Source organism: Curtobacterium sp. MCLR17_058, from assembly GCF_003234705.2.
GTDB lineage: Bacteria > Actinomycetota > Actinomycetes > Actinomycetales > Microbacteriaceae > Curtobacterium > Curtobacterium flaccumfaciens.
Genome location: NZ_CP126262.1, coordinates 2,665,803 through 2,688,579 on the forward strand (window position 1 = coordinate 2,665,803; position 22,777 = coordinate 2,688,579).

22 protein-coding genes and 4 tRNA genes are annotated in these 22,777 nt (G+C 70.1%); 7 read left to right on the top strand and 19 right to left on the bottom strand.

Features of this window, described 5'->3' with window-relative positions:
* Nucleotides 1–123: 123 nt before the first annotated feature.
* The 3 genes from DEJ11_RS12510 to DEJ11_RS12520 all read right to left on the bottom strand — a co-directional run bounded on the left by DEJ11_RS12510 (nt 124) and on the right by DEJ11_RS12520 (nt 3,405).
* Complete coding sequence (locus DEJ11_RS12510; RefSeq protein WP_071406324.1) at nt 124–1,425, bottom strand: ABC transporter substrate-binding protein; 1,302 nt, start codon at nt 1,423–1,425, stop codon at nt 124–126.
* An 85-nt stretch (nt 1,426–1,510) separates the two neighbouring features.
* The gene (locus DEJ11_RS12515; RefSeq protein WP_071406323.1) at nt 1,511–2,662 is read right to left on the bottom strand and encodes a Gfo/Idh/MocA family protein; all 1,152 of its coding nucleotides are present in this window, start codon (nt 2,660–2,662) and stop codon (nt 1,511–1,513) included.
* On the bottom strand, nt 2,659–3,405 hold the full coding sequence (locus tag DEJ11_RS12520) for a sugar phosphate isomerase/epimerase family protein (protein WP_111103218.1): 747 nt from the start codon (nt 3,403–3,405) through the stop codon (nt 2,659–2,661). The genes DEJ11_RS12515 and DEJ11_RS12520 overlap by 4 nt, the downstream gene beginning before the upstream one ends.
* A 144-nt stretch (nt 3,406–3,549) precedes the next feature.
* Between DEJ11_RS12520 and DEJ11_RS12525 the strand changes: the two genes are divergently transcribed.
* On the top strand, nt 3,550–4,761 hold the full coding sequence (locus DEJ11_RS12525; protein ID WP_110863395.1) for an ROK family transcriptional regulator: 1,212 nt from the start codon (nt 3,550–3,552) through the stop codon (nt 4,759–4,761).
* Nucleotides 4,762–4,828: 67 nt separating this feature from the next.
* Nucleotides 4,829–5,512, top strand: coding sequence for a YqaJ viral recombinase family protein (locus DEJ11_RS12530; RefSeq protein ID WP_111103216.1), 684 nt, complete (start codon nt 4,829–4,831; stop codon nt 5,510–5,512).
* Here the strand turns inward: DEJ11_RS12530 and DEJ11_RS12535 are convergent.
* The 6 genes from DEJ11_RS12535 to DEJ11_RS12560 form a co-directional block, all read right to left on the bottom strand.
* On the bottom strand, nt 5,509–6,117 hold the full coding sequence (locus tag DEJ11_RS12535; protein WP_071406320.1) for a Pr6Pr family membrane protein: 609 nt from the start codon (nt 6,115–6,117) through the stop codon (nt 5,509–5,511). The genes DEJ11_RS12530 and DEJ11_RS12535 overlap by 4 nt on opposite strands.
* Nucleotides 6,118–6,202: 85 nt before the next feature.
* Nucleotides 6,203–6,892, bottom strand: coding sequence for a 50S ribosomal protein L1 (gene rplA, locus DEJ11_RS12540; protein WP_017888639.1), 690 nt, complete (start codon nt 6,890–6,892; stop codon nt 6,203–6,205).
* Nucleotides 6,893–6,982: 90 nt separating this feature from the next.
* On the bottom strand, nt 6,983–7,414 hold the full coding sequence (gene rplK / locus DEJ11_RS12545) for a 50S ribosomal protein L11 (protein WP_017888638.1): 432 nt from the start codon (nt 7,412–7,414) through the stop codon (nt 6,983–6,985).
* Nucleotides 7,415–7,572: 158 nt separating this feature from the next.
* Nucleotides 7,573–8,622, bottom strand: a complete 1,050-nt coding sequence (nusG, locus tag DEJ11_RS12550) for a transcription termination/antitermination protein NusG (protein WP_111103215.1) — start codon at nt 8,620–8,622, stop codon at nt 7,573–7,575.
* Between the two features lie 134 nt (nt 8,623–8,756).
* Complete coding sequence (gene secE, locus DEJ11_RS12555; protein ID WP_371830607.1) at nt 8,757–9,020, bottom strand: preprotein translocase subunit SecE; 264 nt, start codon at nt 9,018–9,020, stop codon at nt 8,757–8,759.
* A 35-nt stretch (nt 9,021–9,055) separates the two neighbouring features.
* Nucleotides 9,056–9,128, bottom strand: a tRNA-Trp gene (locus DEJ11_RS12560).
* A 151-nt stretch (nt 9,129–9,279) separates the two neighbouring features.
* Between DEJ11_RS12560 and DEJ11_RS12565 the strand changes: the two genes are divergently transcribed.
* A complete protein-coding gene (locus DEJ11_RS12565) occupies nt 9,280–10,506 on the top strand; it encodes a pyridoxal phosphate-dependent aminotransferase (RefSeq protein WP_111103214.1) in 1,227 nt (408 codons plus the stop codon).
* 117 nt (nt 10,507–10,623) lie between these two features.
* Here the strand turns inward: DEJ11_RS12565 and DEJ11_RS12570 are convergent, their stop codons facing one another.
* From DEJ11_RS12570 to DEJ11_RS12580, 3 genes are read right to left on the bottom strand one after another with little or no spacing between them, the layout of a single operon-like run.
* Nucleotides 10,624–11,652, bottom strand: coding sequence for a UDP-N-acetylmuramate dehydrogenase (locus DEJ11_RS12570; RefSeq protein ID WP_111092736.1), 1,029 nt, complete (start codon nt 11,650–11,652; stop codon nt 10,624–10,626).
* Nucleotides 11,653–11,654: 2 nt separating this feature from the next.
* Nucleotides 11,655–12,080, bottom strand: coding sequence for a MaoC/PaaZ C-terminal domain-containing protein (locus DEJ11_RS12575; RefSeq protein ID WP_111103213.1), 426 nt, complete (start codon nt 12,078–12,080; stop codon nt 11,655–11,657).
* Nucleotides 12,077–12,526, bottom strand: coding sequence for an FAS1-like dehydratase domain-containing protein (locus tag DEJ11_RS12580; protein WP_111103279.1), 450 nt, complete (start codon nt 12,524–12,526; stop codon nt 12,077–12,079). Before DEJ11_RS12580 ends, DEJ11_RS12575 begins: the two co-directional genes overlap by 4 nt.
* Nucleotides 12,527–12,657: 131 nt before the next feature.
* Between DEJ11_RS12580 and DEJ11_RS12585 the strand changes: the two genes are divergently transcribed.
* Nucleotides 12,658–13,056, top strand: coding sequence for a hypothetical protein (locus DEJ11_RS12585; protein WP_071406316.1), 399 nt, complete (start codon nt 12,658–12,660; stop codon nt 13,054–13,056).
* 112 nt (nt 13,057–13,168) lie between these two features.
* Nucleotides 13,169–15,064 carry an ABC transporter ATP-binding protein gene (locus DEJ11_RS12590; RefSeq protein ID WP_111038101.1) on the top strand — a complete coding sequence of 632 codons (1,896 nt, stop codon included), beginning with the start codon at nt 13,169–13,171 and terminating at the stop codon, nt 15,062–15,064.
* Between the two features lie 93 nt (nt 15,065–15,157).
* Here the strand turns inward: DEJ11_RS12590 and DEJ11_RS12595 are convergent.
* The 5 genes from DEJ11_RS12595 to DEJ11_RS12615 form a co-directional block, all read right to left on the bottom strand.
* Nucleotides 15,158–15,231: transfer RNA gene (locus tag DEJ11_RS12595), tRNA-Met, on the bottom strand.
* Between the two features lie 32 nt (nt 15,232–15,263).
* Nucleotides 15,264–15,335: transfer RNA gene (locus DEJ11_RS12600), tRNA-Thr, on the bottom strand.
* A gap of 93 nt (nt 15,336–15,428) precedes the next feature.
* Nucleotides 15,429–16,586, bottom strand: coding sequence for a M23 family metallopeptidase (locus tag DEJ11_RS12605; RefSeq protein ID WP_111103212.1), 1,158 nt, complete (start codon nt 16,584–16,586; stop codon nt 15,429–15,431).
* Nucleotides 16,587–16,734: 148 nt separating this feature from the next.
* Nucleotides 16,735–17,565, bottom strand: coding sequence for an inositol monophosphatase family protein (locus DEJ11_RS12610; RefSeq protein WP_111038103.1), 831 nt, complete (start codon nt 17,563–17,565; stop codon nt 16,735–16,737).
* Nucleotides 17,566–17,623: 58 nt separating this feature from the next.
* Nucleotides 17,624–17,708 (bottom strand) — tRNA-Tyr (locus DEJ11_RS12615).
* Between the two features lie 163 nt (nt 17,709–17,871).
* Here DEJ11_RS12615 and DEJ11_RS12620 point away from each other — a divergent pair.
* Together DEJ11_RS12620 and cls are read left to right on the top strand one after the other, a co-directional pair.
* Nucleotides 17,872–18,360, top strand: coding sequence for a YajQ family cyclic di-GMP-binding protein (locus tag DEJ11_RS12620; protein WP_017888627.1), 489 nt, complete (start codon nt 17,872–17,874; stop codon nt 18,358–18,360).
* 39 nt (nt 18,361–18,399) lie between these two features.
* Complete coding sequence (cls, locus tag DEJ11_RS12625) at nt 18,400–19,860, top strand: cardiolipin synthase (RefSeq protein ID WP_111029385.1); 1,461 nt, start codon at nt 18,400–18,402, stop codon at nt 19,858–19,860.
* A 418-nt stretch (nt 19,861–20,278) separates the two neighbouring features.
* Here the strand turns inward: cls and DEJ11_RS12630 are convergent, their stop codons facing one another.
* A complete protein-coding gene (locus DEJ11_RS12630; RefSeq protein WP_284176630.1) occupies nt 20,279–21,394 on the bottom strand; it encodes a heparan-alpha-glucosaminide N-acetyltransferase domain-containing protein in 1,116 nt (371 codons plus the stop codon).
* Between the two features lie 7 nt (nt 21,395–21,401).
* On the bottom strand, nt 21,402–22,775 hold the full coding sequence (locus tag DEJ11_RS12635; RefSeq protein ID WP_110863405.1) for an FAD-dependent oxidoreductase: 1,374 nt from the start codon (nt 22,773–22,775) through the stop codon (nt 21,402–21,404).
* Between the last annotated feature and the right edge of the window lie 2 nt (nt 22,776–22,777).

Genomic DNA, 22,777 nt, shown 5'->3' on the forward strand with positions numbered 1-22,777 from the left:
CACGGCCGACGCGTGGTCGGCTCCGGGGCGTGTGCCTCACGGCCGACGGGTGGTCGGCCCTGGAACGTCAGGGGCGGAGGCCCGGGCGCGTCCGTCGGACGCGACCCGGGCCTCCAGGGTGGATCAACCGGCGGCCTGGGACACCTGGTCCTGGGCGGTCTGCAGTGCCGACTTGATGTCGGCCTCGGAGACCTTGGAACCGGTCGCGATCTTGGCGAACATGTCGTTCATCGCCTTGCCGACCGTGGACTCGAACTGGTCCTCGGCGGGCACCAGCGGGAGCGGCTTCGCCTTGTTGTTGTAGATGTCGAGGAACGTCTTCGTCTGCTCGTCCGTGACGGAGTCAGCAGCCTCGGCGAGCACCGGCAGAGCCGAGTACGGCTTGTCCAGCGTCGTCTGCGTGTCCATGCTCGTCATGTACTTGACGAACTTGAGCGCGCCGTCCTTGTTCTTCGTGTTCTTGAAGACCGACAGGTTGATGCCGGCCGGGAACGAGGCGATCTGCTCGCCACCGCTCGGGGCGGGCAGCGCCACGACGCCGTACTCCGACGACTTCATGCCGAGGGACTCGATGGTCGCGTTCGCGTTGTTCTGGTTGAGGATGAACGCGGCCTTCTTCTTCGCGAAGTCCGTGGTCGACTGCGTCGCGTTGTCGTACTGCGCGTTCGACAGGTTGGCGACCTTCGAGTCCTGCATCAGATCGAGGTAGCGCTTGATGCCGTCGACGTTGGCCTTCGAGGTGAAGGTCGGCTTGCCGTCCTTGTCGAACCACTCGCCACCGTTCTGCGCCGAGTTGATGAACGCGAAGTGCGAGTTCTCGGTGTACGAACCACCCGCGAGGCTGAAGCCGTAGGTGTCACCCTTGGTCAGCTTCTCGGCGTCGGAGACCATCTCCTCCCACGTGGTGGGCGGGGTGATGCCGGCGTCCGACAGCATCTTCTTGTTGTAGTACAGGCCGTAGGCGAGGCCGTAGAGCGGGACGCTCGTGACCGTCTTGTCGGGCGCGCCACCGGTGGACAGGGCGACCTTGCCGAACTTGTCCTCACCGCCGATCGCCTTCATCTCGGCGTCACCGAACTCCTGGAAGGCGCCGGTGGCCTGGAGCGAGGTCGCCCAGGTGTTGCCGATGTTGACGACGTCCGGGCCCTGGCCCGAGGTGACGGCGGTCTGGATCTTGTTCTGCAGGTCGTTCCAGCCGATGACCTGGAGGTCGACCTTGATCCCGGTCTCCTTGGTGAACTTCTTGAGGACGGGGGTCAGCACCTCCTTGTCGTTCTGCAGGGACGTGCCCTGGTTGGACGCCCAGTAGGTGAGCGTCTTGGAGTCGCCGGAGTCGCCGGACGATCCGGAGGAGCAGGCTGCGAGGCCGGACACGGTGAGTGCGGCGGCCGCGGTGATGGCCAGTGCGCGGATGGCAGTGCGCATGACTCTCTACTTTCTCGTCGTTGAGATGGTGCAGGGGATGGTGCTGGTCGGGTGCTGCTGTGGGTTGCGGGCAGCGCCCTGGCGGTCAGGCCAGGGTGCGTTCCGCGGGGTCCCAGCCCTCGGGGAGGGTCGGGGAGGGCGACACGGTGCTCTCGACGAGCACCGCCTCGCCACGTTCTGCCGCCTCGGCGATGGAGACCATCACGTCGAGGACGTGGAAGGCGAGCGCACCGGGGACGCGGTTCTCGTCGCCGGCCCGCAGCGAGCGGGCCAGGTCGACCACGCCGGTGCCGCGCGAGTAGGTGGAGCCGACCGCGGGGATCGTCTCGGGCTCCTCGGAACCGAGGGCGTACAGCTCGGTGTCGCCGTCGAAGTTGTTCGGGTCCGGGAACACGACGGTGCCGGTCTCCCCCGCGATCTCGACGAAGCCGGTGCGGCCGCGGTCGGACTCGAACGAGAAGACGCTCTGCGCACTCCCGCCGTTCTCGAACTCGATCAGCGCGGAGTGGTTCGTCGGGACGTCCACCGGGAACTCGGTGCCGGCCTTCGGTCCGGAACCGATGGTGCGGGTGGCGCGGGACTTCGACGCGGTGGCCGTGACCTTCTTCACCGGTCCGAACGTCTGGACGAGGGTGGTGATGTAGTACGGGCCGATGTCGAACAGCGGACCGGCACCGTACGCGAAGAGGAACTCGGGGCTCGGGTGCCACGACTCGGGCCCGGGGCTCTGGAAGAGCGTCAGGCCGTTCAGGGGCGTGCCGATGCGGCCGTCGCGGATGGTGCGGAGCGCGGTCTGCAGGCCGGCGCCGAGGAACGTGTCCGGAGCGACGCTGACGGTCTTGCCCGCGGCGGCCGCGGCGTCGCGGAGCTCGGCGGCGCTGGCACGGTCGAGGGCGTAGGGCTTCTCGCCCCAGACGTGCTTGCCGGCGGCGAGGGCCTGCAGCGCGACCTCGACGTGGGCGGCCGGGATCGTCAGGTTCACGACGATCTCGATGTCGTCGTCGGCCAGGAGCTCCTCGACGGTACCCGATCCGGGGACGCCCCACTTCTCGGCCTGGGCGGCGGCGCGCGGCAGGTCGATGTCGGCGATGAAGCGGACGGTCACGTCGGGGAAGACGGTGAGGTTCGACAGGTACTGGTCCGAGATGACCCCGGCGCCGATGACACCGACGCCGACCGGGCCGGTGCGGGTGGTGCTGTCGGTCGCCGTCGCAGCGGCGGTCGTGGTGTCGGTCATGCGCGGGCCCCCTCGAGGAACGTGTAGGAGTCGGCGACGGCCTGGAAGACGTCACCCTCGTGGTCGTCGAGCTCGACGACGTGCAGTGCGTCGGGCGCGGCGGCGATGATGTCGCGGATCGGCATGATGCCGTTGCCGACGGCGACCTGCTGCTTGTCGTCGTGCGAGCCGTCGCCGTCCTTGACGTGCAGGAACTGGACCTTGTCGCCGTACTTGCCGATGACCGCGACCGGGTCGTCCCCGCCGACCTGCACCCAGTAGGTGTCGAGCTCGAGCACGACGTCGTCGGACAGGGCGTCGGCGAAGACCTCGTAGGCGCTGACGCCCTCGATGCGGTTCGAGAACTCGAACGCGTGGTTGTGGTAGGCGAGCACCAAGCCGTGGTCGGCGGCACGTGGGGCGAGGGCGCTGAGTTCGCGGGCGATCGCCTCGACGTCCTCGCGAGTGGTCCAGCGGGACTCGTCGATGTGCGGGTCGATGAGGGTCCCGAAGCCGAGGGTGGTGGAGGCGTGGAAGATGCGCTCGAGGTCCTGCTCGCCGGCGTCCAGCAGACGGGCGTGGCCGCTCGGGGCGGCGAGGCCGGCGTCACGGAGGGCGGCGGCGAGTTCGTCGGCGTTGTCGACGAAGCCGAAGGCCTCGACGTTCGTGTAGCCGATGTCGGCGATGCGCTGCAGGGTGCCGGGCAGATCGGCACTGAGGGCATCGCGGACCGTGTAGAGCTGGACCGAGAGCGGTTGGGTCACCAGGGGTTCTCCTCGTCGAGATGGTGCGGTCGTCACTGACCGATCGTCACACTACGAGCACTTTTGTCGGCGGTCAAGCAGAAGTCCGAGGAATGTCGACGGACTTCATTGCGTGGCGCGAACGATGTGTGCTTCACTCCCCACATGGTCGACTTGAACCGGACGGCAGCGTCGCCTCCGGTCGGGACGAGCGAGCTCTTCCAGATCCTCCGCGACGGCGTGCCGCGCACCAGGGCCGAGCTCGCCGCACTGACAGGACTCGCACGCTCCACCATCGGCGTGCGCCTCGACTCCCTGATCGACATCGGGCTGGTCGGCGCCGTGGACACCGCCGTCTCCACCGGCGGCCGTCCGCCAGCACAGGTGGCGCTGAAGCCCCGCGCCCGGCTCGTGATCGCCGCCGACCTCGGCGCCTCGCACGGTCGCGTCGCCGTCACCGACCTGGTCGCGGCACCACTCGCCACCCGCGAGGCCCGGATCGACATCGCCGCCGGTCCGGTGCCGACGCTGTCCTGGCTCGTCGAGACGATCGACGACCTGCTCGCCGAGGTCGGTCGCAGCCGACAGGACGTCATCGCGATCGGGATCGGCGTCCCCGGGCCGGTCGAGTTCTCCACGGGCCGCCCGGCCAACCCGCCGATCATGCCCGGTTGGGACGGCTTCGACGTGCCCTCGTGGCTCCGCCAGCACATCGCCGCCCACGTCCTGCTCGACAACGACGTCAACATCGCGGCCCTCGGCGAGCGGGAGCACGGCTGGCCGGACGTCGACCACCTGCTGTTCGTGAAGGTCGCCACCGGCATCGGGTCCGGCATCGTCTCCGAGGGCCGGCTGCAGCGCGGCGCCCAGGGCACCGCGGGGGACATCGGCCACGTGCGGGTCTCCCGCGCCGGCGACGTCCCATGCCACTGCGGCAACACCGGCTGCCTGGAGGCCGTGGCCTCCGGTCCGGCGATCGCCCGCGCCCTCCGTGCGAAGGGGCACGACGTGCACACGGGTGCGGACGTGATCGATCTGGTGAACCGGTCCGACCTCGACGCGATCTACGCCGTGCGACAGGCCGGTCGGGACATCGGCGAGGTCCTGGCGACCTGCATCTCGCTCATCAACCCGTCCGTCATCGCACTCGGCGGATCGATCACGCAGGCCGGTGAGCACCTGCTCGCCGGCGTCCGCGAGGTCGTCTACTCCCGCTCGATGCCCCTGGCGAGTGAGCACCTCGTCATCGTGCAGTCCCGCGCCGGGTCCCTCGCCGCGCTGCAGGGCGCCGCGGCCCTCGCCATCGGCTACGCCCTCTCCCCCGCCGGGGTCGACGAGCTGGTCGCCTTCGCCGAGGGCCGCGAACTCGTCTCCTGACGCACACCCGCGGTCGCGTGAGCGCGTCGGTTTCGGTCTTGCCGGTGGTCGGGGGGACAATCGTCGGGTGACGATCGTGCAGCCCACCCTGTGGGGCGACCTGGACCCCGGCCTGGAGGCGCATCCCGGCCCCGGTACGCCGGTCCCGGCTGCGCGTGATGCGTTCACCGCCCTGCGTGGCCACACCGAGCGCATCGTCGCGCACTCCTCGGACCGCGTCGCCTGGCTCCGTGCCCGCGCCATGGGCATCACCGCCACCGACGTCGCCCGGCTCGCCTCACTGCGCGCCGTCGAGGCCGTCGTCACCGAGAAGCGCTACGGCTCCCGGTTCTCCGGCAACGCGTTCACCGAGCACGGCAAGGACCGCGAACCGGTCATCGCCGCCTGGGTGGCCGCCACCCACGGCATCCAGCCCTCGGCGCACCTGTTCCACGCCGCTGCGAACCGCGCGCACCTCGCCACCCCGGACGGCGTCGGGGTCGACGAGTCGTCCCGCGTGGTGCTCGCCGAGATCAAGACCACCGGCAAGGCGTGGCGGAGCATCCCCCGGCACTACCTGCGGCAGATCTGGTGGCAGCAGTACGTGCTCGGCGCCGACCGCACCCTGTTCGTCTGGGAACGCCACGACGGGTTCGTGCCGGTCGCCGACGAACCCGAGTGCCGCTGGGTCGACCGCGACGACGACCAGATCCGCGGGCTCGTGCAGCTCGCCGACCTGGTGCTCGACAAGCTCCGCGGCTTCCGCTCCTAGACCTTCACCAGCCGCAGCCTGCTCATCCCGACGACGAGGATGCCGAGCAGCGTGATCGAGACCGCGATCCCGACCACGTAGATCGCGACGACGCCGTAGCCCTGCGCCGGATCGAGGAACGGGTACGGCACCCACCCGTCGGTCGCGCCGCGGACGAGCACCACGGTGGTCCAGACCGCCGGGTAGAGCAGGAACCACCACACGTGGCGGAGCAGCAGCCGTGCGCGGTCCGAGAACAGCAGCCAGTCGAGCACCGCGTACACGGGGATGATCTTGTGCACGATGTCGTTCGACCACGGCACCGAGGCCGACACGTTCGCGCCCGTGAGCAGCGTGTTGTAGACGATGCCCGTCGTCGCGATGTACACCGTCGCGGCGCCACGGAGCACCGAGACGGCGAGGTCCGCCCGCTTGCGACGGGCCGCGGCGACGAGCGTCACCGCGAGGGCCACGGCGATGATCAGGTTCGACTGGATGGTGAAGTAGCCGAAGAAGTTCCAGAACGAGTAGGTCGGGGTCTGCGAGCTCTCGAGCCACTGCGCCACGACCGCGACGACGATGGCGATGACGGCGATCAGTCGGAGCGAGTTCACGAGGGTGCGCACGGCTCCACGCTATCGGGACACGCGCCCCACATGCGGAAAGGACCCGCACCGTTGCCGGTGCGGGTCCTTCCACGAGTCAGTGGACTCAGATGCTGTTGACGTCCAGCGGGATGCCTGGGCCGAAGGTCGTCGAGACGGCGCCCTTCATGACGTAACGGCCCTTCGAGGACGACGGCTTGAGGCGGTTGATCTCCTCGAGCGCGGTCGAGATGTTCTCGTCGAGCTGCTCCGGCGTGAACGAGGCCTTGCCGACGACGAAGTGCACGTTGGCGTGCTTGTCGACGCGGAACTCGATCTTGCCGCCCTTGATGTCGTTGACGGCCTGCGCCACGTTCGGGGTCACGGTGCCGGTCTTCGGGTTCGGCATGAGGCCACGCGGGCCGAGCACCTTACCGAGACGACCGACCTTGCCCATGAGCTCCGGGGTCGAGACGGCGGAGTCGAACGAGGTGTACCCCTCGGCGACCTTCGCGATGAGCTCGTCGCCACCGACCTCGTCGGCACCGGCGGCGATGGCAGCCTCAGCAGCCGCACCCGTCGCGAAGACGATGACGCGGGCGGTCTTGCCCGTGCCGTGCGGCAGGATGACCGTGCCGCGGACCATCTGGTCGGCCTTGCGGGGGTCCACGCCGAGCTTCAGCGCAACCTCGACCGTGGAGTCGGTCTTCGAGGAACCGGTCTCCTTGGCCAGGGCGACGGCCTCGGTCGGGGTGTAGAACTTGTCGGCCTCGATCTTCGCGGCCGCGGCCTGGTAGGCCTTGGACTTCTTCGCCATGGTGGTCTCCTTGCGAGATACGTGGTTGGCGAGCCGGCGAGGCTCTCCCACGGAAAGGTGTCTGGTGGTGGGCCGGAGCCCGATCGGTGCTTAGGCCTCGACCGTGATGCCCATCGAGCGTGCGGTGCCGGCGATGATCTTCGCGGCCTGCTCGATGTCGTTGGCGTTCAGGTCGGCCTGCTTGGTCTCGGCGATCTGACGGACCTGGTCCATCGAGATCTTCGCGACCTTGACCGTGTGCGGGGTCGAGGACCCCTTCTGCACACCAGCAGCCTTCTTGATGAGCTCAGCGGCCGGCGGGGTCTTCAGGACGAACGTGAACGAACGGTCCTCGTAGACGGTGATCTCGACCGGCACGACGTTGCCACGCTGCGACTCGGTCGCCGCGTTGTACGCCTTGCAGAACTCCATGATGTTGACGCCGTGCTGACCGAGCGCCGGACCGATCGGGGGGGCCGGGTTGGCGGCTCCCGCGTTGATCTGCAGCTTGATCAGGCCCGTGACCTTCTTCTTCGGTGCCATGACTTGTCTTCCTCCTGGAATCGAACACACGGGGATCCGTGCACTCTCCCGCTGGTCCGGCCGTTCCGGACAGCGGTGAAGGCCCGCTCGCACGAGGCGCGCGGGCCCAAACCCGTTCAGTGTAGTCGATCTCGGTGATCGCTACAGCTGGGTGGTCGCTAGAGCTTGGTGACCTGGTCGAAGCTGAGCTCGACCGGGGTCTCGCGCTCGAACAGCGAGACGAGGACGGTGAGCTTGCCGCTCTCCGGCTTGATCTCCGAGATCGAACCCGGCAGGCCCGCGAACGAGCCTTCCTTGATGGTGATCGTCTCGCCGATCTCGAAGTCGACCTCGGCTGCGGGCTGCGCCTGCAGGCCGCTGCCCTTCGCGCCACCCTTGGTCGGGGCGGCCTCGGCGACCTGCACGAGGGACTTGAGCATGCCGAACGCCTCGTCGAAACGGAGCGGCGTCGGGTTGTGCGCGTTGCCGACGAAGCCGGTGACGCCCGGGGTGTGCCGGACGACGGACCACGAGTCCTCGTTGAGGTCCATGCGGACGAGTACGTACGAGGGGATCCGGACGCGGGTGACCAGCTTGCGCTGCCCGTTCTTGATCTCGACGACGTCCTCCATCGGGACCTCGACCTGGTAGATGTAGTCCTCCATCGACATCGAGACCATGCGGTTCTCGATGTTCGACTTCACGCGGCGCTCGAAGCCCGCGTAGGAGTGGATGACGTACCACTTGCCCGGCTTCATCCGCAGCTCGGCCTTGAAGGCCTCGTACGGGTCGACCTCGGCGGGCTCGTCGTCCTCTTCCTCGGCGTCGAGTGCCTCGTCCGCTGCGAGCGTCTCGTTCGCCTCTGCGGCGGTCTCGGACTCGAGCTCGACTTCTTCCTCGTCCTCGACGGCCTCGACGGCGGCCTCGGCCTCGTCGGTGGAGTCGATCTCGAGGGCGTCGTCCACGACGGCGTCGGCCTCGGGGTCGCGGGCTTCCTGCAGGGCCGTCAGTGCTTCGTCGAGGCCGGCGTCGACGGTGCCGTCGTCGGGCTCGGAGCTGAGGCCGAGGGACTCGTCGTCGTCGCCCTCGATCGAGATCGCACGCTCTTCAGCGGACTCGACGGAGCGTCCTTCGCCGGTCTCGACGTCGCCTTCCTGGTTCTCCTCGACCTCGGAGGACTGCTCGGCAGCCGTCGCGAGGTCGATGTCATCGCGGGAGTTGTCAGACACAGTCGATTCTTTCCGTTCGGTGGTTCGGGTCGGGGTGGCGTTCGTTCATGGTCACGAGCGACGCCGTCACGATCGACGCCGTCTCGGGCGACCGTACTCCTCGGAACGACCGCACACGGCAGTCGACGTCGGGGTCAGGCCGTGGGCCCGTTGCCGAAGACGTACCCGACGCCGAGACCGAACACGAAGTCGAGGATCGACACCAGGATCATCATGACGACGACGAACACGAGCACGACGCCCGTGTAGCTGAAGAGTTCCTTGCGGGTCGGCGTCACGACCTTGCGCAGTTCGCCGATCACCTGGCGGATGAAGAGCACGATGGCAGCGATGGGCCCGCGGCGCTCGGCCCGGTCCTGCTTCGCCTTGGCGACGACGTCGTCCGCCGTCGTCTCCATGTCTTTGCTCGCCAACTTCTACCCTTCCAGAGTTGCAGGGCGGACAGGACTCGAACCTGCAACCTGCGGTTTTGGAGACCGCTGCTCTACCAATTGAGCCACCGCCCTTCGGACACGGTTCGTCACCGATCCGCGTTCCGGTGGACGAGTCTACGGGAGTCCGTCACACGGTGTCCACTTGGCCCCTTCCACGGCGTGCCGCGCCGGTAGGCTGGGCCCCGTGAGCACCGCAGCCCCAGGCCCCGAGTCCACCGCCCACGTGTCCGTCGACACCCTCGCCACCGCACCGGCCGATCGTCCGCGCATCGCGTCCCGCATCGCGGCCATCGCCGAATCCGCGACGCTCAAGGTCGACGCGAAGGCCAAGGCGCTCAAGGCCGCCGGCCGTCCGGTGATCTCGTTCGCCGCCGGCGAGCCCGACTTCGCGACCCCGCAGCACGTGGTCGACGCGGCCGTCGCTGCCGCGCAGGACCCGAAGAACCACCGCTACACGCCCGCGACCGGCCTGCCCGAACTCAAGCAGGCCATCGCCGACAAGACCGCCCGGGTGTCCGGCGTCAGCGTCGAGCCGTCGCAGGTCATCGTCACGAACGGTGGCAAGCAGGCGGTCTACCAGGCGTTCCAGACCATCGTCGACGCCGGCGACGAGGTCCTGCTGCCCGCGCCGTACTGGACCACCTACCCCGAGGCCATCCGGCTCGCCGGCGGCGAGCCCGTCGAGGTCTTCGCCGGCAGCGACCAGGACTACCTGGTGACGGTCGAGCAGCTCGAGGCCGCCCGCACCCCGGCGACCAAGGCGCTGCTGTTCTGCTCGCCGTCGAACCCCACGGGCGCCGTGTACTCCGCAGAGCAGACCCGGGCCATCGGCGAGTGGGCGCTCGAGCACGGCATCTGGGTGATCAGCGACGAGATCTACCAGGACCTGGTCTACGACGGGGTCCGGTTCGCCGGCATCCTGGCGGAGGTCCCCGCCCTCGCCGACACCACGATCCTGGTGAACGGCGTCGCGAAGACCTACGCGATGACCGGCTGGCGCGTCGGGTGGTTCATCGGCCCGACCGACGCCGTCAAGGCCGCGTCGAACCTGCAGTCGCACCTGTCGTCGAACGTCTCGAACGTGTCGCAGCGCGCCGCGATCGCTGCCCTCACCGGTCCGCAGGAGCCCGTCGCCGCCATGCGCGAGGCCTTCGACCGCCGGCGGAAGGCCATCGTGGACGGCCTCAACGCGATCCCGGGCTTCCGCACGCCGACCCCGCAGGGCGCCTTCTACGTCTACCCGGACGTCACCGCACTGCTCGGTCGCGAGTGGGCCGGCACCACCCCGACGACCACGCTCGAGCTGGCAGACCTGATCCTCGAGCACGCCGAGGTCGCGGTCGTGCCGGGTGAGGCCTTCGGCCCCTCCGGCTACCTGCGCCTGTCGTACGCGCTGGGCGACGACGACATCGCCGAGGGCGTCGCCAGACTGGCGAAGTTCTTCGCGTAGACGCTGCGCCCACCACACCCCGCGGAACGCAGAACGGGCCACCTCGTCGAGGTGGCCCGTTCTGCGTGCCGGGAGGCCCGTGGTGCGTCGTGCTCGTCCGTCCCGTCGCGCGGACGATCAGCCGAGCAGGTCCCCCACCACGACGGGTTCCGGGACGAGCGAGACACCGAAGCGGTTCAGGACGGTCACCTGCACGAACCGTGCGAGCTCGGCCACCTGCGCGGCCGTCGCCCCGCCGCGGTTCGTGAGCGCGAGGGTGTGCTTGGACGAGATCGCCGCGCGGGAGCCCGGCACCGCGTACCCGCGGTGCACGCCGGCGTGCTCGATGAGCCACGCGGCACTGAGCTTGACGTCGTCGCCCGCGGGCCACCGGGGCGCATCCGCCGGCAGGGTCTCGGCGAACGCCGGCGAGACGATCGGGTTCGTGAAGAACGACCCGGCGCTCCAGGTGTCGTGGTCGTCCCCGTCGAGCACCATGCCCTTCGAGCCGCGCAGCCGCAGGACCTCGTCGCGGACGGTCGTGGGTGGCACGAGCGCACCGAGCTCGACCCCGAGCGAACCGGCGAGCTGCGCGTACCGCACGGGCACGCCGTGCTCGCCCGCGAGTCCGAGTCGGAACTCGACCGTCAGCACGACACCGCGCCGACCGTGCTTGAGGGTCGACGTGCGGTAGCCGAGCGCCAGCTCGGCTGCCGGGACCCACGCGCGCTCCCCCGTGGCCGCATCGAGGAACTCGACGCGGGTGAGCACGTCGGCGAGTTCGACCCCGTAGGCGCCGATGTTCTGCACCGGGGACGCACCGACGGTGCCCGGGATGCCGCTGAGGGCCTCCAGGCCGGTCCAGCCGTTCGCGACGGTCGTGGCGACGAACGGGTCCCACGGTTCCCCCGCGGCGACGCGGACGGTGACGCCGTCGGCGTCGCGGTCGGCGTCGACGCCCGTCGTCCGGACCAGCACGACGGTGCCGTCGAAGCCCTGGTCGGCGACCAGCAGGTTGCTGCCGCCGCCGAGGACGAGCCACTCGTGGTCGTCGAAGGCGTCGAGCGCGTGGGCGACGAGCTCGTCGGTCGTCTCGGCCGTGAGCAGCCGGGTGGCGGCTCCGCCGACGCGGAGCGTCGTCAGGTCGGCCAGCACCGGCTCGGACACGGTCAGCGGAACACCACCGTGACCTGCGCCTTGCCGAGCACGGTCTGCCCGGCGGCGGTCACGATGAGGTCGATGCGCTTCGGCCGGCCGTCCTCGTCGACGGTGCCGACCTTCGCGACGATGCCGACGGTGGCACCCTGCTCCGGGTCGACGACGACGGGGCGCGTGAAGCGGACGCCGTAGCCCGCGACCCAGCCGCTGTCGCCGAGCCACTCGGCGACAGGCTGCACGGCGATGCCCATCGTGAGCATGCCGTGGGCGAGGACACCCGGCAGGCCGACCGAGGCGGCGACGTCGTCGCGGTAGTGGATCGGGTTGAAGTCGCCCGAGGCGCCGGCGTACCGGACGAGCGAGTCGCGCGTGATGTGCACGTCGCGCTCGGCGACGACGGTGCCGACCTCGAGCGCGGTGGCGGGTGCGGCGGTCATGCGTCGTCTCCTCGGACCACGAGGGTGGAGGTCGCCGTGACGACGCGCTCCCCCTCGGCGTCGTTCATGGTGCTCTGGGCGGTGACCATCGCGTTGCCGCCGAGGGTCTTCACGCTGGTGACCGTCAGGGTGGCGGTGAGCTCGTCACCGGCGACGATCGGCCGGTCGTACGTGAAGGACTGCTCGCCGTGGACGACGCGGGAGAAGTCGATGCCGGCGTCGGGCTCGTTCAGGAGCTGCGCGAGCGTGGCCTCCTGCACGACGACGGCGAACGTCGGGGGTGCGACCACGTCGGCGTACCCGGCGGCACGTGCGGCGTCCGGATCGTGGTGGACGGGGTTGGTCGCGAAGACCGCACGCGAGAACTCGCGCACCTTCTCGCGGCCGACCAGGTAGGGCTGGGCCGGCGGGAACGTCCTGCCGACGAGCTCGGGGTTCACTGACACCACGGCAGTCTACCGAGGCCCGTCCGGGGGCCTGTGATCCATGAGAACGCATCAGCTAGACTGTCTGAGACCGATTCGGGGGAATCGGGGCGTGCCGTGCGGCACGGGTTCGTTCGGGACGGGGAGGGCCGATGGACACCACGACGGAGTTCGCCGTGCACACGGGAGACCGGTGCACAGCCATGGAGGTCGCGGCCGCTGCGCTGCGCCGCACGGGCCACCACGTCGAGTCGACGGGTGGCACGATGACCGCGACGGCGGGCAGCCGGACGCTCACGATCCTGCTCGGTGCGCTCGTGCAGCCAGCCCGGGAGTACCGCCGGTACGAGCTGTCGACCGTCGTGGACGGTGCCACCACCACGATCACCCTGCGCCGGGCCGGGCACGGCACGGCCGTGTCGGGCGGCAGCATCGGGGCGAACCGGCGACGGGCCGCCTGGCAGCAGGTCACCGCCGCGGTCGAGGACGCGTTCCGTGCGGCCGGGGTGCTCGCGACGCGGACGGACACCGGCTCCCACCGCACGCAGTAGACGGGTCCGACGGCCTCCGGCGGGTGGCCGCGCGGCGCACCGCCACGGGCGCGGTCACCGGGGACCCGGCCAGCCATCTAGGTTGGGCCCGGGGCCCCGGAAAGGAACCGCCATGAGCATGGAGAGCGCAGCCTGGAGCTCGCTGTACAAGATCTCGTCCGCGCAGGGCGGCAAGCACGGGTTCTCCCGCGCGTCCGTCCGGCGGATCCTGACGTTCGCGGTGCCGTACCGGGCGAAGCTGCTGGTCTTCATCGGCCTGTCCGTCGTCGGCGCCTTCCTCGCGGTCGCGACGCCGGTCCTCGCCGGGCAGGTGGTCGACGTCATCGTCGCCCGCGGTGAGGTCGCGACGATCGTCCGGTTGGCCGTGGTCATCGCGCTGGTGGCCGTGGCCGACGCCGCCGTGTCGCTGACGACGCGGTGGTACTCGGCGCGCATCGGCGAGGGCGTGATCCTGGACCTCCGCACCGCCGTCTTCGACCACGTGCAGAAGATGCCGATCGCGTTCTTCACCCGCACCCGGACCGGTGCGCTCGTGAGCCGCCTCAACAACGACGTGATCGGCGCCCAGCAGGCCTTCAGCGGCACGCTGTCCGGCGTGGTCACGAACCTGGTGGCGCTGGTCCTCACCCTGATCGTCATGCTCAGCACCTCGTGGCTCGTGACGGTGCTCGCCGTCGTCATGCTCCCGGTGTTCCTGGTCCCCGCGCGCCGGATGGGGAGCCGTCTCGCCGCCCTGCGTCGCGAGGCCGCCGACCACAACTCCGCGATGAGCACGCAGATGACCGAGCGCTTCTCGGCACCCGGTGCCACCCTCGTCAAGCTGTTCGGCCGGCCCGACGAAGAGGCCGAGGAGTTCCGCGTCCGCGCTGCCCGGGTGCGCGACATCGGGGTCCGGACCGCGATGCTGCAGTTCGTCTTCTTCACCGCGCTCATGCTCGTCTCCGCGCTCGCCCTCGCGCTGGTCTACGGGCTCGGCGGCTTCCTCGCGCTCGCCGGCCGGCTGGACACCGGCGAGGTCGTCACCCTGGCGCTCCTGCTCACCCGGCTGTACGCACCGCTGACGAGCCTGGCGAACGCCCGGGTCGAGATCATGAGCGCCGTGGTCAGCTTCGAGCGCGTCTTCGAGGTGCTCGACCTCGAACCACTCATCCAGGAGCAGCCCGACGCGGTCACCATCCCCGACGGCCCGGTCTCCGTCGAGTTCGACGACGTCCGGTTCGCGTACCCGTCCGCTGACAAGGTGTCCCTCGCCTCGCTCGAGGAGGTCGCGACGCTCGACACCCGCGGCGGCGAGGAGGTGCTGCACGGCCTGTCGTTCCGGATCGAACCGGGGCAGACCGTCGCCCTGGTCGGCTCGTCCGGGGCCGGCAAGTCCACGGTCGCGCAGCTGCTCTCGCGCCTGTACGACGTCGACAGCGGCGCCGTGCGTCTGGCCGGGACGGACGTCCGCGACGTCACGTTCGCCTCGATGCGGCACACCCTCGGCATGGTGACGCAGGACGGCCACCTGTTCCACGAGACCATCCGCTCCAACCTGCGGTTCGCCCGGCCCGAGGCGTCCGACGACGAGGTGTGGGACGCGGTCCGCCGTGCGCGACTCGAGCCGCTGATCCGGTCCCTCCCCGACCAGCTGGACACCATGGTGGGTGAACGCGGCTACCGGCTCTCCGGGGGCGAGCGCCAGCGGATGACGATCGCCCGGCTCCTGCTCGCCCAGCCGCGCGTCGTCATCCTCGACGAGGCGACGGCGGCGCTCGACTCGACGTCCGAGGCAGCGGTGCAGGCAGCACTCGGCGAGGCGCTCGAGGGACGGACGGCGATGGTGATCGCGCACCGGCTCTCCACGATCCGCAGCGCGGACGTGATCCTGGTCGTCGAGGACGGCTCGATCGTGGAGCGGGGCACGCACGACGAACTGCTGGCCGCGGGTGGCCGGTACGAGGAGCTGCACCGCACCCAGTTCGCCGCGCAGGAGAACGTCGCGGCCGACGTGCCGGCGGCGGACTGAACGCGCGGTGGGTGGGCCCCAGCAATCGAAGTGGGGCCGGCAACAGAGAAGGCCCCCTGACCCAGGGGATCCTGGACGAGAGGGCCTTGCGTGTAGCGAGGGCGGGACTTGAACCCGCGACCCCACGATTATGAGTCGTGTGCTCTAACCAACTGAGCTACCCCGCCAGAGATCCGGAGCGGCACGCGCACCGGGTCGGAGCCCCGAGTCAGGATTGAACTGACGACCCCCTCCTTACCATGGAGGTGCTCTACCACTGAGCTATCGGGGCGATGTGCCGCGAACGGCACCACACGAGGATAGCAGACCTCCGACGCTGCTCCGGAACCGGGCGAGACGCCCGGGCGTGCCGCGTCGTGGGCCGCTAGTTCGCGTTGTTCTTGAGCCACGCCAGCGGGTCCACCGGGACCCCGTCGACGTGCACCTCGAGGTGCAGGTGCGGGCCCGTGGAGTTGCCCGTGCTGCCGACGAGGCCGAGGATGTCGCCGACCTCGACGTGCTGGCCGGTGACCACCTTGAAGGAGTTGTCCTCCATGTGGCCGTAGACGCTGACGAACTGCTTGCCGTCGACGTCGTGCTCGACCCAGACGTCGTTGCCGAAGCCGCCGTCGTTCGCCTGCACCTTGATGACGGTCCCGGCCGCGATGACGCCGATCGGGGTGCCCTCGCCCGGGGCGAAGTCGACGCCCATGTGGTTCGTCGAGCAGAACGAGCACCCGGCGACCTGGCGTCCGCCGAAGCCCGAGGTGATCGGGACACCGGTCAGGAACGGCCACTGGATCGTGCCGGTCGGGTCGTTCGTGAAGCTGGAGGAGTCGACGTTCGCGTACTGCGTGGCGTCCGAGACCGTGAACTGGTCACGGGCGGTCGACCCGTCAGCAGCGGCACCGACCTGCATCGACTGGGTGGCACCCGAGCTGGCACGGGCCGCGGTCGAGCCGGACTCGGGCACCCAGAGCGCCTGGGCCGGCAGCGAGGTCGACACGACCAGGCCGGCCGCGAAGAGCAGGGCGCCGACCGCGGTCACACGGGAGGCCGACCGGCGGAACGACGCACCACGCTTCGGGGCCGGTGCGCTGACGGGGGTGCTGGAACGGATGTGACGGGTCGCGCGGTCGACCGGGGCCGTCGGCGCCGGACGGCTGCTGCGACGACGCGACGCGGGGACCTGCCCAGCGACCCGACGCGGCTGCGACACCGAGGCAGCGCGAGCGGCCGGCTGCGCGTGCACGACGGGCGAGGTGGGGGCCGGCGGCGTCACGATGCGGGAGGCCGGGCGCACGGGCGACGCCGGTGCGAGGTCGATCGGCGACACGGGGGCCGCGGGGGTTCCCGGCGTGACCGCACCGATCACGTCGTCGAAGCTCGGACCCGTCGAGTCGTGCGCCTCCTGCACCACGACCGCGCCCTTCGCCGCGGCCCGCTCTGCCTCGATCCGAGCGCGTCGGGTCTGGTGGACGACCGGGGTGGCGGCGTCGACGGAACCGTCGGTGGGAGCGGACGACAGAGGAGTACGGGGCATGCGTGCGGTGGCGATCCTGATCAGAGAAGGGCTCACTCGTTGGTAACGAGCAGGTAACGGGACCTGAGCACGCTAGCAGGAGACGTCGCAGGTCGCCAGTCGTGGTCATGTCCTCCCGGCACCCCCGGACCTGGGGATCGGCGCGTCCTCAGGCCCGCACGGCTCCGAGTGCACCGGCCTCGAGTCCACGCACCAGGGCCTCGAGTTCGTCGGCGACGGCGGGGCTCGCGAAGAGGAAGGAGCGGGTCCCCCCGGCCTCCCAGATGCGGATCGCCGCGCCGGCCTCCTGCGCGACGAGGGCCCCGCCCGCCATGTCCCACGGGTTGATCCCGCGCTCGTAGTACGCGTCCACCACGCCCGCCCCGACGGCGCAGCAGTCGAGCGACGCCGCTCCCCCGCGGCGGATGTCCCGCACCTCGCCGATGAGTCCGGCCAGCACCGCGACCTGCTCCCGGCGACGGTCGGCCGTGTACCCGAACCCGGTGGCGACGAGCGTCTCGGCGAGCGAACCGGGCGTGGCGACGGACAACGGTTCCCCGTCACGGGTCGCACCCTGCCCGACCGCCGCCCGGAAGACGGTGCCCGTCGCCGGCGCCACGACGACGCCCGCGATCGGCTCCCAGGTCATCGGGTCGGGTGCTCCGCGCACGACGCCGATGCTCACGCCGTAGTCGGCGCTGCCGTACAGGTAGTTGACCGTGCCGTCGATCGGGTCCACCACCCACGTGATGCCCGAGGCGCCGGAGGCCGACCCGGACTCCTCGCCGTGGAAGGCGTCGTCCGGTCGGGCCTCGGCGATGCGGGCGCGGATGAGTGCCTCGACCTCACGGTCGGCGGCCGTGACCACGTCGACGATGCTCGACTTCCGGTCCGCGACCTCGACCCCCTCGGCGCGGCGCCGTGCGGCCAGCGCCGCTGCGTCACGGGCGATCGACTCGGCGAGGTCGGCGAACTGGGACGGGGTGAGGTCGGATGCCATGCACCCATCCTCCCGGAAACACCATCGGCCCCGTCCGCAGTGGACGGGGCCGATCAGATGGTGGCAAGTGAGGGATTCGAACCCCCGAAGGCTACGCCGGCTGATTTACAGTCAGATCCCTTTGGCCGCTTGGGTAACTTGCCATGCGCACCCAGCCGGTGTGATCACCAACCGAAGGCGCGCACAAAAGCATAGCGGATGGCTGACGGTGGTCGTGACCATCGGCCCTGGACGCGACCACGCACCCACCAGGGCCCGCGCACGGGGGCCGAACCGGGCCTCCCGTCCGCCGTTAGGCTGTTCCGCATGGCAGACAGTTCCTTCGACGTGGTCAGCAAGGTCGACAAGATGGAGGCGGAGAACGCCCTCAACCAGGCGGCCAAGGAGATCGAGCAGCGGTACGACTTCAAGGGCGCCGACGCCTCGGTCGCGTTCAGCGGCGAGGACGTCCTCATCAAGGCGAACTCGGAAGAGCGCGCCAAGGCCGTGCTCGACGTCCTGCAGAGCAAGGCGATCAAGCGGAACATCAGCCTGAAGAGCCTCGACGCCGGCGACCCGTACCCCTCGGGCAAGGAGTACCGCATCGAGGTGAAGTTCAAGAACGGCATCGAGCAGGACGTGGCGAAGAAGATCGGCGCCTTCCTGCGCGCCAACGCCCCGAAGACGGTGAAGAGCCAGATCCAGGGCGACGAGCTCCGCGTCTCGTCGAAGAGCCGTGACGACCTGCAGAACACGATCCAGCTCCTCAAGGGTGAAGAGTTCGACGTCCCGTTGCAGTTCATCAACTTCCGCTGACCAGCGGCCCCTGCGAACGACACCCGACACCGGCACCCCGTGGAGCACTGGCTCAGCGTCGTCATCACCGTCCTGCTCGTCCTGCTGGACCTGGCGATCCGCGTCTTCTCGATCATCTACGTCCCGATCAACCGGAAGCCGCAGACCGCGACGGCGTGGCTGCTCGCGATCTTCCTCATCCCCTACATCGGCTTCATCGTCTTCCTGGTCATCGGGTCGACGAAGCTCCCCCGCGCCCGTCGCGAGAAGCAGACCGAGATCAACGCGTACATCCTCGAGCAGACCGAGGGCATCGAGCGGGTCCGCCGTGACCACCCGTGGCCCGCGTGGCTCGAGAGCGTCACGCGGCTGAACCGCGAACTCGGTGCGATGCCGTTGGTCGGTGGCAACTCCGCGGAGCTCTACCCCGACTCCGAGGAGTCGATCGCGGAGATGACCCGGGCGATCGACCAGTCCCGCCGGTTCGTGCACGTCGAGTTCTACATCGCGACGCTCGACGACACCACACGCCCGTTCTTCGAGGCGCTCGCGCGGGCGCAGGCACGTGGCGTCACCGTACGGTTCCTGCTCGACCACTGGGCGAGCCGCGGCTACCCGGGTTACAAGGACACCCTGGCGTTCATGGACCAGGCGGGCATCGAGTGGCACCTGATGCTGCCCCTCCTGCCGCTGCAGGGGAAGTTCCAGCGCCCCGACCTCCGGAACCACCGGAAGATCATGGTGATCGACGGCTCGGTCGCGTTCACCGGCTCGCAGAACCTGATCGACGCGTCGTACGACATCAAGTCCCACATCGAGAAGGGCATGGTCTACAAGGACCTGTTCGCCCGGTTCGAGGGACCGGTGGTCGCGGGGCTCAACGCCCTGTTCGTCACCGACTGGTACAGCGAGACCGACGAGCTGCTGCTGCGTGAGAGCGACCCCGTCCAGCGGGCCGACCGCGGCGATGCGCTCGACTGCCAGGTGGTGCCGTCGGGCCCGGGCTTCGACGGCGAGAACAACCTGCGCCTGTTCAACGCGCTGCTCTACTCGGCGCAGCAGAAGGTCTCGATCACGTCGCCGTACTTCGTGCCGGACGACTCGATGCTCTACGCCATCACCACGACCGCCCAGCGCGGGGTCGACGTCGAGCTGTTCGTCGGCGAGATGGGCGACCACGCCATGACCTGGCACGCGCAGCGCTCCTACTACGAGGAACTCCTGCGGGCCGGCGTGCGGATCTGGCTGTACCGGGAGCCGACGATCCTGCACGCCAAGCACTTCACGATCGACGACGAGGTGTCGGTGATCGGGTCGAGCAACATGGACATGCGCTCGTTCAGCCTGAACCTCGAGGTCTCCGTGATGGTGCGCGGTCACCGCTTCGTCGATGCCCTGCGCGAGGTGCAGGACTCCTACAAGGAGCACAGCTTCGAGCTCACGCTCGACGCGTGGGTCGACCGTCCGCGCCGGTCCAAGGTGCTCGACAACGTCGCGCGGCTCACGGCGGCGCTGCAGTAGCGGACGCTGTCGCACCGTCGCAGCGTGCACCGTCGCACCGTGCGTCGTCCTCCACACGGTGCGACCTTGGCCGCACCGTGCGTCGCGACAGCGGGGCACCCGGCGAGCAAGCCCGCGGTGAACGGACAACCCTGCACCGTGCGGGGCGTTCCGAGCCGGTTCAGGATGCCGTGCGCCACGCGTCGCACAACCAACCACGCACGGTGCGGACGGGAGGCGCGGGTCGCCTCCGCCGCGCACGGTGCGTCGTCCTCCACCCGGTGCGACCTTGGCCGCACCGTGCGTCGCGACAGCGGGGCACCAGGCGAGCAAGCTCCCGGCGAACGGACAACCCTGCACCGTGCGGCGAGCGTTCCGCGGCTCACGGCAGCGCTGCAGTAGCCAGCCTGGAGGCCCGGTGCGGGCCCGCCAGGTGCGCTCAGCGCATCGGGACGAGGGACGCCAGGGCCCCGACCACCCGCTCGAGCGGGCCACGGCCGAGGAACCGCCGCCACAGCATCGCGAAGACCACCGAGCCGAGGGCGAACCAGCCCCAGGCCTCGGCCGACTCGGGGTAGCTCGGCAGCATCGCGATGACCACGAGGTGCCCCGAGTACACCGTCAGCGGCATCGACCCCACGGCCGCCAGGGGGAACGCGATCCGCTCGGCGACGCGCCCGCGGCCGTCGAACACGAGCAGGCAGAGGGCGATCACCGCGACCGCCACCCCGGCGGTGCCGACCACGTCGACGACCGACGACGAGTGGTCGCGCGGGGACAGGAACAGCTGCGCGAGGGCCTGGCCGGGGGTCGACGCGTCGCCCGCGGACGGGACCCCGGGGAACGCCAGGGCCGCGTCGTCGGGCAGCGGGGCGAGGACGGACCCGGCGACGTACGCGGTGGCGGCGACCAGTGCGCCGGACGCCAGGACCAGGATCTGCCGGCCACGGTCCTCCAGGCCGACCCGGGCGACCGCGAGCCCCACCAGGACGTACGCCAGGAAGGTGACCACGGGGTAGACCAGGCCGAGCTGGACGCCGATCATGCCGGCGTCCGCGTAGGCCGGCGCGATCGTCAGCGCGGCGAGCGGCGACAGCACCGCGCAGAGCGCGGCGATGCCGAGCAGCGCCGCCGGGCGGACGCGGAGCACCGGGACCACGAGCAGGAACAGCACCCCGTAGGTCGGCAGGATCACGTACACGGGGGTGTCGAGCGCCATCAGGGCGAGCCCGATGACGACGACCACCACGGCGCGGATCGCGAGCCGTGCACGGATGCGGCCGATGGTGGGCGGGCCGGGTGGGTCCGTGCGGCCGCTCGTCAGACCGATCGAGACGCCGGCGAGGACCGCGAACAGCGTGGACGGGCGCCCGTGGGCGACGGCGGTCCAGGTGGCCGGGTCGGTCCAGTCGAGCTGCTCCGCGATGCCGCCGATGTGTGCGGCCATCATGCCGAGCAGCGCGACCGCACGGGCCACGTCGACACCCTGCAGCCGCATCCCCGACGCGGACGCGCCCCGCACCGCTGTGAACGGGACGGGGCGCGTGTCGGTCATGGTGTCGTCAGCTCGTCGGGGTGTCGACGCGTCCGAGCGAGACCTCGATCATCTCGTCGCGCGGCACCACCTTGATGCGCTCGCGCCCGTCGACCGCACCGAGCGCCTGCTCGTGGGTGTCGAGGTGGTGCCAGCCCTCGAGGTCGGTGTACTCGACACCGCGCTCGCGGAGCAGGGCCGGGATCGCCTCGTCGGAGGGGTCCTCCGGGGTCCACCAGCTCGCCTGGTCGTTGACGATGTGCTGCACGGTCTCCATCGCGTCGGACTTCGTGTGCCCGATGAGCCCGACCGGACCGCGCTTGATCCAGCCGGTGGCGTACACCCCGGGGATCTGCTGGTTGTCGTCGTCGAGGACCTGGCCCTCGTGGTTCGGGATGACACCGTGCCGCTCGTCGAACGGCACACCGGGCAGCGGGGAACCGAAGTACCCGACCGCGCGGTAGGCGGCCTGGATCGGGATCTCGCGGATCTCGCCGGTGCCCTCGACGCCGCCCTCGCCGTTCGGACGGGTGCGCTCGTAGCGGATGGCGGTCAGCTTGCCCTGCTCGTCGCCGACGAACTCGATCGGCTTCGCGTAGAAGTGCAGGTGGAGCCGGCGGCTGGCCTGGCCGACCTCGCGCGTGCGCCACTGCTCGAGGACACGGTTGATCACCATGACCTGCTTGTTCGTCGCGATCGCGGTCTTCGAGGCCTCGTCGTGGTCGAAGTCCTCGTCGTAGACCACCATGTCGACGTCACGGACCTCACCGAGCTCGCGCAGCTCGAGCGGCGTGAACTTCACCTGCGCCGGACCACGGCGGCCGAAGACGTGCACGTCCGTCACGGGCGAGGCCTTGAGGCCCTCGTACACGTTCGCGGGGATCTCGGTCGGCAGCAGGTCGTCGGCGTGCTTCGCCAGGATGCGCGAGACGTCGAGGGCGACGTTGCCGACGCCGATGACCGCGACGCTCTCGGCGTTCAGCGGCCAGGTGCGCGGGACGTCCGGGTGGCCGTCGAACCAGCTCACGAACTCGGCGGCGCCGTACGAGCCGTCGAGGTCGACACCGGGGATGTCGAGGTCGGCGTCCTTGATCGCGCCGGTCGAGAACACGACCGCGTTGTAGTGCTTCTTGAGGTCCTCGAGGGTGATGTCCTCGCCGTAGCGCACGTTGCCGAACAGCCGGACGACACCGCGGTCGAGGACGTCGCGCAGGGCGTTGATGATGCCCTTGATGCGCGGGTGGTCGGGGGCGACGCCGTACCGGACCAGACCGTAGGGCGCGGGGAGCTGCTCGAACAGGTCGATCGACACGTCGTAGCCGTGGGCCTCGCGCAGCAGGATGTCCGCGGCGTAGATGCCGGCCGGGCCGGCGCCGACGATGGCGAGTCGGAGGGTGGGCACTG